Annotated in this window: 7 protein-coding genes; all 7 read left to right on the top strand. The window is 72.6% G+C overall.

What is annotated here, in order from left to right:
* On the top strand, positions 1 to 3692 hold a 3692-nt coding region (locus tag K7787_RS11390; protein ID WP_223001339.1), incomplete at its 5' end, for an Rne/Rng family ribonuclease.
* Positions 3693 to 4150: 458 nt separating this feature from the next.
* Entirely contained in the window at positions 4151 to 4471 is a 321-nt protein-coding gene (gene rplU / locus K7787_RS11395; protein ID WP_009188585.1) for a 50S ribosomal protein L21, read from the top strand.
* Between the two features lie 14 nt (positions 4472 to 4485).
* Positions 4486 to 4740 (top strand): 50S ribosomal protein L27, encoded by a 255-nt coding sequence (rpmA, locus tag K7787_RS11400; RefSeq protein ID WP_009188584.1) that lies wholly within the window; start codon positions 4486 to 4488, stop codon positions 4738 to 4740.
* Positions 4741 to 4843: 103 nt separating this feature from the next.
* The gene (gene obgE / locus K7787_RS11405; RefSeq protein ID WP_223001340.1) at positions 4844 to 6280 is read left to right on the top strand and encodes a GTPase ObgE; all 1437 of its coding nucleotides are present in this window, start codon (positions 4844 to 4846) and stop codon (positions 6278 to 6280) included.
* A 277-nt stretch (positions 6281 to 6557) separates the two neighbouring features.
* Complete coding sequence (locus K7787_RS11410) at positions 6558 to 8312, top strand: stealth family protein (RefSeq protein WP_169439282.1); 1755 nt, start codon at positions 6558 to 6560, stop codon at positions 8310 to 8312.
* Positions 8312 to 9307, top strand: coding sequence for a hypothetical protein (locus K7787_RS11415; RefSeq protein WP_231573724.1), 996 nt, complete (start codon positions 8312 to 8314; stop codon positions 9305 to 9307). The genes K7787_RS11410 and K7787_RS11415 overlap by 1 nt, the downstream gene beginning before the upstream one ends.
* 8 nt (positions 9308 to 9315) lie before the next feature.
* The gene (locus tag K7787_RS11420; protein WP_223001341.1) at positions 9316 to 12141 is read left to right on the top strand and encodes a stealth family protein; all 2826 of its coding nucleotides are present in this window, start codon (positions 9316 to 9318) and stop codon (positions 12139 to 12141) included.
* Positions 12142 to 12265: the final 124 nt, after the last annotated feature.

Consider the following 12265-nt stretch of genomic DNA (forward strand, 5'->3'; position numbering starts at 1 on the left):
AGACTCCGGCCGCGCCCGTCGAGGCCGCCGCCGAAACGCCGGCCGCCGAGGCCCCCGCCGCTGTCGCCGAGGCCCCCGCCGAAGAGGCCGCGCCCAAGGGCCGTACGCGCCGCCGGGCCACCCGCAAGACGGCCGCGCCCGCCGACCAGCCGGTGACCGAGGCCCCGCAGGCCCCCGCCGCCGAGGCCGCCGAGCCCGTGACCGAGGCCCCCGCCGCCGCGGAACCCGCGGCCGAGGAGCCCGCCGCCGAGGCCGCCCCGACGCGCACCCGCCGCCGCGCCACGCGCCGCGCCACCGCGCCGGCCGGTACGCCGGAGACCGCCGCGGGCGAGCAGGCCCCCGCCGCGGAGGCCGCCGAGCCCGTGACCGAGGCCCCCGCCGCCGAAGCCCCGCAGGCCGTCAAGGCCCCCGAGGCCGCGCCCGTCGAGGCCGCGGCCCAGGAGCCCGCCGAGGACGCCGGGCCGCGGCGCGGCCGCCGCCGGGTCGTACGGCGTGCGGCGACCGGGTTCTCCGAGCCCGCCGCCAAGACCGCCGCCGCGCGGGCCGAGGCCGCCGAGGCCGACTCGCCGCGCCGTCCGGCGCGCCCGTCCGTGGCCGTGTTCCAGCCGCCTGTCTTCGCCGAGCCGAAGTTCCAGACCCCGCAGCGCGCCGCCGCCGAAGCGGCCGCCGAGGCCGCGGAGACCGAGGAGCCGGAGGAGACCGAAGAGGTCGCGCAGGTCGCACAGGAGCAGGCGGAGCAGCCCGAGCAGACCGGGACCCGGCGTCGCCGCCGGCGTCGTGGCGCCGCGCAGGACGAGGAGCCCGAGGCCGCCCCGGTTACGGCCCCGGCCGTCGCGGCGGACGAGCCCGAGGCCGAGGAAGCCGACGAGACCGAGGAGCCCGAGGACGCCGCCGAGGGCGAGGACGGCGAGGAGGGCGCCTCGCGCCGCCGTCGCCGTCGTGGCGGCCGTCGCCGCCGCCGGGGCGAGAGCGCCGAGGCCGGCGGTGACGAGGACGCCGAGGAGAGCGGGGAACTCGCCGCCACGCAGGCCGCCGAGGACGCGGAGGACACCGCCGAGCAGATCGAGGAGGACGCCGAGGACGCCGAGGAGTCCGCCGACGACGAGGACCACGCGGGCGGCGGCAGCAACAGCAGCCGGCGTCGCCGCCGGCGCCGTCGCCGCGCCGGTGACAGCGCCCCGGAGGCCGAGCCGTCCGCCGACGACCCCGAGCGCACCGTCGTCAAGGTCCGCGAGCCGCGCAAGAAGGACGAGCGGCCCTCCGACGAGGTGCAGTCCATCAAGGGCTCGACGCGGCTGGAGGCCAAGAAGCAGCGCCGCCGCGAGGGGCGCGAGCAGGGCCGCCGCCGGGTGCCGATCATCACCGAGGCCGAGTTCCTGGCCCGCCGCGAGGCCGTCGAGCGCGTGATGGTGGTCCGCCAGCACGGCGACCGCACCCAGATCGGCGTCCTCGAGGACGACGTGCTCGTCGAGCACTACGTCAACAAGGAGCAGGCCGTCTCCTACGTCGGCAACGTCTACCTCGGCAAGGTGCAGAACGTCCTGCCGTCGATGGAGGCCGCCTTCATCGACATCGGCAAGGGCCGCAACGCCGTGCTGTACGCGGGCGAGGTCAACTTCGAGGCGCTCGGCATGTCCGGCGGCCCGCGCCGGATCGAGTCCGCGCTGAAGTCCGGCCAGTCGGTGCTGGTGCAGGTCACCAAGGACCCGATCGGCCACAAGGGCGCCCGCCTCACCAGCCAGGTCTCCCTGCCGGGCCGCTACCTCGTGTACGTGCCCGAGGGCTCGATGACCGGCATCAGCCGCAAGCTGCCCGACACCGAACGGGCCCGGCTGAAGACCATCCTCAAGAAGATCGTCCCCGAGGACGCGGGCGTCATCGTGCGCACCGCCGCCGAGGGCGCGAGCGAGGAGGAGCTGCGCCGGGACGTCGAGCGGCTCCAGGCGCAGTGGGAGGAGATCAAGAAGAAGTCGAAGAACGGCGGCAGCGCGCCGACGCTGCTGTACGGCGAGCCGGACATGACCGTCCGGGTCGTGCGCGACATCTTCAACGAGGACTTCTCCAAGGTCATCGTCAGCGGCGACGAGGCGTGGGAGACCATCCACGGCTACGTCTCGCACGTCGCCCCCGACCTCGCCCCGCGTCTGTCGCGCTGGACGAGCGAGGTGGACGTCTTCGCCACGTACCGGATCGACGAGCAGCTCGCCAAGGCGCTGGACCGCAAGGTCTGGCTGCCGAGCGGCGGTTCGCTGGTGATCGACCGGACCGAGGCGATGGTCGTCATCGACGTCAACACCGGCAAGTTCACCGGCCAGGGCGGCAACCTGGAGGAGACGGTCACCAGGAACAACCTGGAGGCGGCCGAGGAGATCGTGCGCCAGCTCAGGCTGCGCGACCTCGGCGGCATCATCGTGATCGACTTCATCGACATGGTGCTGGAGTCCAACCGGGACCTGGTGCTGCGCCGGCTGCTGGAGTGCCTGGGCCGGGACCGGACCAAGCACCAGGTGGCCGAGGTGACCTCGCTGGGCCTGGTGCAGATGACCCGCAAGCGGGTCGGCCAGGGTCTGCTGGAGTCCTTCTCCGAGACCTGCGTCCACTGCAACGGCCGCGGTGTCATCGTCCACCTGGACCAGCCCTCGGCCGGTGCGGCGGGCGGCAAGCGCCGCAAGCGCGCCCGGGCCGGCGCCGAACCGCACGAGCACGAGGCCGTGACGGCCGCCCCGGTGAGCGCCGAGGAGGAGGCCGAGACGGAGGCGGAGGTCGCCGCCGAGGTCGCCGAGCCGGCCGCGCTGCCCGCGCCCGAGATGGCGCCGGACGAGGAGCTGTACAGCAGCATCGCCGAGGCGGAGGCGGCGGCCTCCCGGGGCCGTGGCCGGCGCCGGGCGAGCCGTCGGGCGTCCGCTCCGGCGGGTGCGCCGAGGGCCCTGGCCGACGGCGCCGCCCCGGCGCCCGCGGCGCGGGAGGTCACCGCGGAGCGGGAGGCCGAGCGCCCGGTGCGGCCGGAGCAGGCCGCCGAGGCGCAGACCGAGCCGGTGGCCGTCGAGGACCCGGTGGTCCCGGCCGCCGTGACCGAGGCGACCGAGGCGACCGAGGCGCCCGCCGAGGAGGCCGCGCCGAAGGGCCGTACGCGCCGTCGGGCGACCCGCAAGGTGTCGGCGCCGGCCGGTTCCCCGGCGGGGGCCGAGGCGGCGGTCGTGACGGTGCCGGAGACGGCCCGTCCGCAGGAGGCCCCCGAGGCCCCGGCGGAGCCCGAGGCGTCGCAGGCCGTGACGGAGGCCGTGGCCGAGCCGGTGGCCGAGGCCGCCGCCCCGGCGCGTCCGCGCCGCCGGGCGGTGCGCAAGGCGACCGCGCCGACCGCGCCCGAGGAGACGGCCGTCGTGGTCGTCCCGTCGGCGCCGGCGGAGGTCCGGCCGGAGCCCGAGCCGGAGCCGGCCGAGGCCACCGAGGCCACCGAGGCCGGTGACGAGGACGCCGCCCCGGCCAAGAAGACGGCCCGCAAGGTCGCCAAGAAGGCCACGGCGAAGAAGGCCGCCACCAAGAAGACGGCGGCCAAGAAGACGGCCGCGAAGAAGACCACGGCCAAGAAGGCGGCGAAGACCGCCAAGACGGCCACGGCCGCGAAGAAGTCGGCGGCGAAGAAGACGGCGGCGGCGCAGTCGGCGTCCGTCCCGTCCTCGGCCGACGAGTGACCGGCTGAGCGACACGCCCACGGCGGGCCCGGGACGCACACCGTCCCGGGCCCGCCGCGGTTCACGGCCGCGAGGGCGGCCGTGGTGCGGGCGCCGACACGGGCATAGGCACAGGCACGGGCACGGGCGCGGGCACAGGCACGGCTCGGTGGGGCACGGGTCGCCGGGGCTCCTGGCCCCGCACAGCACCTGCGGCGCCCGCGAGCCCGCGAGGTCCGGCGTCCGCGGCGTCCGCCGCGCGTCCCCGCGTGAGCAGCCGCACACCCGCCGCGCCTCGCCCGGTTTGACCCCCGAGTGGGCGGGCCCGTAACCTTGACCGTCGGCGTGTCCGTTGCACATGCCACATCCCCGTAAACCTCTTCCTCCCGGGCACACGGCTGGCCGGGAGAGGTCGCCCGTGTGTTTCAGGGCGGCTGGCCTGCGGGGGTGCCGTTTCTTCGAGCGAAAGAGAGATCCGCGTGTACGCCATCGTGCGCAGCGGTGGTCGCCAGCACAAGGTTGCTGTCGGCGACATCGTTGAGGTTGACAAGATTTCCACCGCCAAGGTTGGCGACACGGTCGAGCTCTCGACCCTGCTCGTTGTCGACGGCGACGCTGTGACCAGCGACCCGTGGGTGCTGGCCGGCATCAAGGTCCAGGCCGAGGTCGTGGACCACCACAAGGGCCAGAAGATCGACATTCTGCGCTACAAGAACAAGACCGGCTACCGCCGTCGGCAGGGCCACCGCCAGCAGTACACGGCGATCAAGGTCACGTCGATCCCCACGGCTGCGAAGTAAGGGACTGAGGAGACATGGCACACAAGAAGGGCGCATCGTCCACCCGGAACGGTCGCGACTCCAATGCCCAGCGGCTCGGCGTGAAGCGCTTCGGCGGTCAGGTCGTGAACGCCGGTGAGATCATCGTCCGCCAGCGCGGCACCCACTTCCACCCCGGCGCGGGCGTCGGCCGTGGCGGCGACGACACGCTGTTCGCGCTGCAGGCCGGTGCGGTGGAGTTCGGCTCCCACCGCGGCCGCAAGGTCGTGAACATCGTCCCGGTCGCCTGACCGGAGGCTTTCGCGAGGCGGACCTCACTTCCCGGTCGGGAAGGCGGGTCCGCCTTTCGCGTGTTACGCAAGAGACATCCCCGTAGTTCTGGAGGCACCTACCATGACCACCTTCGTGGACCGCGTCGAGTTGCACGTCGCCGCGGGTAACGGAGGCCACGGCTGTGCCTCCGTACACCGCGAGAAGTTCAAGCCGCTCGGCGGCCCGGACGGCGGCAACGGCGGGCGCGGCGGCGACGTGATCCTCACCGTCGACCAGTCCGTGACCACGCTGCTCGACTACCACCACTCGCCGCACCGCAAGGCCACCAACGGCAAGCCCGGCGAGGGCGGCAACCGCTCCGGCAAGGACGGCGCCGATCTGGTCCTGCCGGTGCCGGACGGCACCGTCGTGCTGGACCGGGCGGGCAACGTCCTCGCCGACCTGGTCGGCCACGGCACCTCCTACGTCGCCGCGCAGGGCGGCCGCGGCGGCCTCGGCAACGCGGCGCTGGCCTCGGCCCGCCGCAAGGCCCCCGGCTTCGCGCTGCTCGGCGAGCCGGGCGACGTCGGCGACATCGTCCTGGAGCTGAAGACCGTCGCCGACGTGGCCCTCGTCGGCTACCCGAGCGCCGGCAAGTCCTCACTGATCTCGGTGCTGAGCGCGGCCAAGCCGAAGATCGCCGACTACCCGTTCACCACCCTGGTGCCCAACCTCGGTGTGGTGACGGCCGGTTCGACCGTCTACACGGTCGCCGACGTGCCCGGTCTGATCCCGGGCGCCAGCCAGGGCCGGGGCCTGGGCCTGGAGTTCCTGCGCCATGTGGAGCGGTGCAGCGTCCTCGTGCACGTCCTGGACACCGCGACCCTGGAGTCCGACCGCGACCCGGTCTCCGACCTCGACGTCATCGAGGAGGAGCTGCGGCAGTACGGCGGCCTGGGCAACCGCCCGCGCATCGTCGTCCTGAACAAGATCGACGTCCCGGACGGCAAGGACCTCGCGGAGATGGTCCGCCCGGACCTGGAGTCGCGCGGCTACCGCGTCTTCGAGGTGTCGGCGGTGGCGCACATCGGCCTCAAGGAGCTGTCGTACGCGCTGGCCGAACTGGTCGCCGGCGCGCGTGCCGCCCGCCCCAAGGAAGAGGCGACGCGGATCGTCATCCGGCCCAAGGCCGTGGACGACGCCGGTTTCACCGTCACCCGCGAGGAGGACGGCCTCTACCGCGTGCGCGGCGAGAAGCCCGAACGCTGGGTGCACCAGACCGACTTCAACAACGACGAGGCCGTCGGCTATCTCGCCGACCGCCTGAGCCGCCTCGGTGTCGAGGAGGAGCTGATGAAGGCGGGCGCCCGCTCCGGCGACGGCGTCGCCATCGGCCCCGAGGACAACGCGGTCGTCTTCGACTGGGAGCCCTCGGTGATGGCCGGTGCGGAGATGCTGGGCCGCCGCGGTGAGGACCACCGCTTCGAGGCGCCCCGGCCGGCCGCGCAGCGCCGCCGCGACCGGGAGGCCGAACGGGACGAGGCCCAGCAGGAGTTCGACGGCTTCGAGCCGTTCTAGCCGCCGGCTCCCGGCGGGGAATTCGCAGGCCGTGCCTGCCGGGGCCGTCCAGACCGCGTACGCAGCCGCCTCGCCGATGTCCGGCGGGGCGGCTGTGACTTACTCAACGCCCGGCGTGCGGTATGTCGGTTACGCGGCATTCGAGGCAGTTGAGGGTATGGCACAGTCATGCAGACGTGAGGTAAACACACTGCATACTTGGTATCGCCTTATTTTTGCCTCATGGCCTAGGGGAGCGGGCCGTTCGCCAAGCCGTTCCCGTCAAGGAGTACCCGCAGTGCGAAATCCTGAAGCATCCCGATTGGTCGGTGTGTACCGGCGGGCGGTTCCGGTGGGTGCGCGACGTGTCATCGCCGAGCACGTCGGCACCGACTTCCGGGAGCAGCTGAAGTCGGGAATCGCCGCCGCCGCCGAGATGCGCAACCAGGCCAAGCGGGTACGGGTCGTGCGCCGGAACCGGGAGCTGCTGGCTCGCCACGACCGGCAGGTCGTCACCGTGGACGGTGCGCCGCGCATCGCCCATGTCGTCCCCGACGTCACTCCGCTCCAGGCCCGCAGGGCGAACCGTGACGAGGTGGCCGCCGCGCTGCGCGCCGCCGGCGTCGATTTCTTCTGCGTGCGCGCCTCCTCCGAGACGTCGGCCGCGATAGCCGTCCGCGCGGACGACCGGGAGCGGGTCCTCACCGCGCTGCGCCAGGCGTGCCGAATAAGACCCGGATACGTGGTCCCGATCCGCAAGGGCCAGCCGCACGAGGAGGCCGCACTGCCCGGCTACGGGCCCGGTCCGTGGAAACGGGTCGCCAACGCCGACGTCTTCCGCTGCACCTGGTACCTCACCGACCAGACCGGCCGGCTGATACTCGGCCTGCGCTACGGCTGCGACATCGAGTTCTGGCGGCAGGAGGGCGACCGGCTGGTCTCGCCCCGGCGCAACGCCGTCGCCGACTCCGTGCCCCTCCACGAGGCGGCGGTGGAGGCGGACGACAGCCTCTTCACCGATCTCGCACCGCTGCCCGAGCAGGAGAGGGAACCGGTGCGAGTACGCACCCGCCCCGCCTTCGCCGCAGCGGCCGTCGGGCGCAGGACCTTCCCCATCGACGTCGTGTACACCTGGGTGGACGGCTCCGATCCGGAGTGGCTGCGCCAGCGGGCCAGCTTCTCCGACATCCCGTACCACGACGAGGCGGCCAACGCCGCGCGCTACCTCAGCCGGGACGAGCTGCGCTACTCACTGCGCTCGCTGCACCTGTACGCGCCCTGGGTGCGCAACATCTACCTCGTCACCGCCGACCAGACACCGCCGTGGCTGAACACGGACCACCCGCGGATCAAGGTCGTCAGCCACAAGGACATCTTCCGGGACCCGGCGTCGCTGCCGACGTTCAACTCGCACGCCATCGAGAGCCAGCTGCACCACATCGACGGCCTCTCCGAGCACTTCCTGTACTTCAACGACGACGTGATGCTCGGCCAGGAGATCCTGCCGCAGCAGTTCTTCCTGCCCAACGGCCTCGGCAAGTTCTACCTCTCGCCCGCCCTCGTCCCCTTCGGCGACCCCTCCCCGGAGGACCCGCCCGTGGCGGCGGCCGGCAAGAACAACCGCAGGCTGATCGCGGAGCGCTTCGGCGACAACATCTTCCAGAAGATGAAGCACGTCCCGCACGCTCTGCACCGCAGCGTTCTGGAGGAGATCGAGCGGGAGTTCCCCGAGGAGCACCGGCGCACCGAGGCGAGCCGGTTCCGCAGCACCGGCGACATCTCGGTGGCCTCCTCCCTCCACCACTACTACGCGTTCCACACGCAGCGTTCCTTCTCTGGCGAGGGGCTGGTCTACCGGTACTGCGACGTCGGCAAGCCCGGCGTCGAACGGGTGCTGGGCCGGCTGCTGGCCGCCCGTGACGCGCATGTGTTCTGCCTCAACGACACGACCTCCACGGAGGCCGAACTCAGCCGGCAGCAGTCCCTCATGGCCCGCTTCCTGGACGAGTACTTCCCCTTCCCCAGCCCCTACGAGCGTGGTGCGGACAACTGATGAGACAACTTCCTACCCCGCACAAGGTGATGCGCAAGGGGTACGACGTGGTGCGCTCGGCACGGTCGCGACTGGACAGTCTCGTTCTGGTACCGCCGAGCGCCGATGACTGGCCGCGGGTCACCGCCGAGCACCTCTCCCTGCTGGACGGCCGGACCCTCAACTTCTGCGTCCGCGTCCCCGAGGGGATCTCCGTCTCGGCGGCCTCCCTGCTGCTGGGCGGCTCCTCCTCCCCGGTCGTCGTGCCGCTGACGCTCGTCCAGCGCGGTGACGGCTCCGTCGAGGCCTCGGGCACCGCCGTCCTCGATCTGATGGAGGCGGACGCCGACCCGCACCGGCCGGTGCCGGTGCCCGCCGGGGTGCGCAGGTTCCTGCTGGCCTCCGGGCAGTGGCGGCTGTCCGTCGTCTTCACGGACGCCTCCGGGGAGGACCGCCGGTTCGCCGTCGCCAAGGCGCCGCGGATCATGCCCGACGGCCCGACCGACCCGGAGCCGGTCCGCGAGGACGGCACCTACTGCCGGCTCATCGCCTCCGGCACCGGCCGCGCCTACGTCTCCCTGGGCCGGGGCGACGCCGAGGCCGAGCTGATCGCCGTACGGATCGGCTGGTCCGAGGTGACCGTCGAGGGCCGGCTCGTCAACGCGCCGGCCGACGAGTGCCACGGCGACATCGAACTGGTGCGCAGGAACGGCCGGATCACCCGCGTCGTGCCGGCCACCTGGCAGGGCGACACCTTCGTCTGCTCGATCCGTGCGGCCGACTTCGGCGACTTCAGCACCAAGGAGCAGATCTTCGACGTACGGCTGCAGCGCCCGCGCCGCCGGTCGCTGAAGGTGTCCCGGCAGCGCACCGACGTACGCAGCCCGCGCGACGTCTTCCGGATGCCGCACCGGCTGCTGACCTCGGAGGGCGACGACGCCGTGCTGAGGATCAACCCGTATTACACGCCCATCGGAAGCCTGGCCTTCCGTGCGGCCCACCTCCCCACTGGATGATGACACCAATGAAGATCACGTTTCTGCTCACCTGGGGCGACGAGATGGGCGGCACGGAGCAGGCCGCCTACACCCAGGCGGCGCACCTGGCGCCCCGGCACACCGTCGAGGTGCTGAGCGTCTACAAGACGCGCGAACGTCCCTTCTTCGCCGTGGACGAGCAGGTCTCGGTGCGGTACCTGGTGGACCGCACCGGCAAGACCCAGCGCCCGGTGCGTGAGAGCGATCTGAGCCCCGAGGAGTGCCGCCGGCTGGCCGGGCTGCCGAGCGAGCTGATCAGCCCCAAGTGGGAGGGCACCTTCGACGCCCTCTCCGACGTCGAGATGAGCCGCGCCCTGCGCACCATCGACACCGACGTCCTCATCAGCACCACGCCCGCCCTGATGTCCGCCGTCGCCGACCTGGCGCCCTCCCGGGTGATCACCATCCACCAGGAGCACCGGTCCTCGCAGTCGCGCGGCAGCACGGGCGAGCCGCTGCTGCAGCGCGCCCCCGAACTGGACGCGCTCGTGGTGCTGACGGAACGCACCAAGGAGTGGCTGGAGGAGTCGCTCGGCAAGGCCGCCCCGCGGCTGGCGGCCATCCCGAACGCCGTCCCCGAGGGCTTCCGGCCCCGCTCCAGCCTCACCGGCAAGAGCATCGTGATGCCGAGCCGGCTCGTTCCCGAGAAGCAGGTCGACCACGCCATCCAGGCCTTCGCCAAGGCCCTGCCCGACTGTCCCGGCTGGCGGCTGCGCATCTTCGGCGACGGCCCGCAGATGTCCCGGCTACGCAACCTGGTCCAGGGCCTCGGGGTGCACGACTCCGTCGAGATCCTCGGCTCCACCCAGCACATGACCGCGGAGTGGGCCAAGGCGAGCATCGCCCTGCTCTCCTCCAAGGGCGAGGCGTTCCCGCTGGTGCTCCTGGAGGCCTTCGCAGCCGGCGTCCCAGCGGTGGCGTACGACGTCGTCACCGGGCCGGCGGAGATCATCCGGCACGGCGTGGACGGACTGCTCGTCCCGCCCGGCGACACCGAGAGCCTCACCGCGGCGATCACCACGCTGATGACGGATGAGGACCTGCTGCGCTCCTACGGCGAGCAGGCCTACGAGGGCTCGTCGCGTTTCGCCGCCGACGTGGTCGTCAAGCAGTGGGAAGAGCTGTTCACCGAACTCGTGCTGCGCCGCGACGACCCCAAGCGGATGGCGGAGCGCGCCGACCGCATGGCCCACCGCGTCACCCACGGCGGGGCCGGGCGCTTCCACGTGGCGGTCACCGCGGACCGCACCGCCCCCTCCACCGGCGACCAGCGCGCCCGCGAGCTGGTGATCGGCGCCGCCAACCGCTCCCTGGTCCGGGCCAGCGGCCGGCTCTCCGAGGTCCGCGACGACCTCCAGGGCGCGGACATCCTGCAGCGAAACTTCGAGACGGTCGTCGCCGCGCTGGAACACCACGACGTCCCCTACGTGCTGCTGCGCGGCGGTGACGACATCCAGCGCTACCGCGTGGCCGTGGACGCCAAGCACCAGCTGCGCACCCGCAAGGCGCTCGCCGCCGAGTACGAGGGCAAGGCGGTCTACGCCGAACTCCTCAAGCCCCGCACGCACGCCCCCGGCGTGCTCCTGGCCGAACGCCTCGAACCCGTCGGCGACGTGGCCGGGTTCCGGGTGTTCCGTCCCGTCGTGACCTCCAGCCGGACGCTGCGCTTCGGCCCCGCCTACGGCTGCGACATCGAGTTCTGGCGCCAGGTGCCCGAGGAGGAGGGCGGCGACGGCCAGTTCGTCGCGCCGCTGCGGCCCAGCGCGGCCGGCTCCCGGCTGCCGTCGCTGACCGCGGACGCCCGGCTGCGCGTCCGCGACCGCGAGTACCCCACACTGGAGCCGTTCACCAAGAAGCTGGTGAACGACATCACCTTCCCCATCGACGTCGTCTACACCTGGGTCGACGACACCGACCCGGCGTGGGCCGAACGGCGCGCCCGGCGGCGTGCGGACCTCGGGCTCGCCCCCGCGGCGTCCGGCGACGAGGCGGCCCGGTTCCGCAACCGTGACGAACTGCGCTACTCGCTGCGCTCGCTCGCGATGTTCGCGCCCTGGGTGCGCAAGGTCTACCTCGTCACCGACGACCAGCAGCCCGCCTGGCTGAACACCGCGCACCCGGGCATCGAGGTGGTCTCGCACCGCGACATCTTCTCCGACCCGAGCTGCCTGCCGAGCTTCAACTCGCACGCCATCGAGAGCCAGCTGCACCACATCGACGGCCTGGCCGAGCAGTTCCTGTACCTCAACGACGACTTCTTCATCGGCCGCCCGATCGGCCCGCAGAAGTTTTTCCAGTCCAACGGCAGGACCCGCTTCTTCTGGACCTCGACCACGGTCCCGATCGGCGAGGCGACCGAGGAGGACGAGGGCTACTTCGCCGCGGCGAAGAACAACCGCCGGCTGCTGGAGGAGCGCTTCGGGGTCACGGTCACCAACAGCTTCGCGCACGCCCCCTACGCCCTGCGCAGGAGCGTGCTGGAGCAGATCGAGGCGGACTTCCCGGAGAGCGTGGCACGCACCGCGGCCAACCCGATGCGCGGCTGGCAGGACGTGTCCATGGTGTCGTCGCTGCACCACCACTACGGCTACCTCACCGGGACGGCGGTGCCCAGCGGCATCCGATGCGCCTACATCGACGTCGGCAGCTACGACCGCCACCCCGAGCTGACGCGTCTGCTGACGGCTCGCGGGCACGACGTGTTCTGCCTCGCCGAGTCGCCGACCGCCGAGGTGCCCGCGGAGGAGCAGGCCCGCATCATCGAGGCGTTCCTGCGCGCCTACTTCCCGGTGAAGAGCCCCTACGAACTCTGAGGGAACCCTCGCGTACAAGGGCGTTGCCCCGGCACCGGACAGGTGCCGGGGCAACGCCCGTTCCTCCGGTCGCGTGAACCCGGCCGTCCGGTTGCGTGAAACGGCGGAGAGGTTCTTCACAGCG

It is taken from the genome of Streptomyces sennicomposti, assembly GCF_019890635.1.
In the GTDB taxonomy this organism is placed as follows: domain Bacteria; phylum Actinomycetota; class Actinomycetes; order Streptomycetales; family Streptomycetaceae; genus Streptomyces; species Streptomyces sennicomposti.

Coding starts and splice junctions, on each gene's coding strand:
- K7787_RS11420 (WP_223001341.1), top strand. CDS start 9,316: ATGAAGATCACGTTTCTGCTCACCTGGGGCGACGAGATGGGCGGCACG.
- rpmA (WP_009188584.1), top strand. CDS start 4,486: ATGGCACACAAGAAGGGCGCATCGTCCACCCGGAACGGTCGCGACTCC.
- obgE (WP_223001340.1), top strand. CDS start 4,844: ATGACCACCTTCGTGGACCGCGTCGAGTTGCACGTCGCCGCGGGTAAC.
- K7787_RS11415 (WP_231573724.1), top strand. CDS start 8,312: ATGAGACAACTTCCTACCCCGCACAAGGTGATGCGCAAGGGGTACGAC.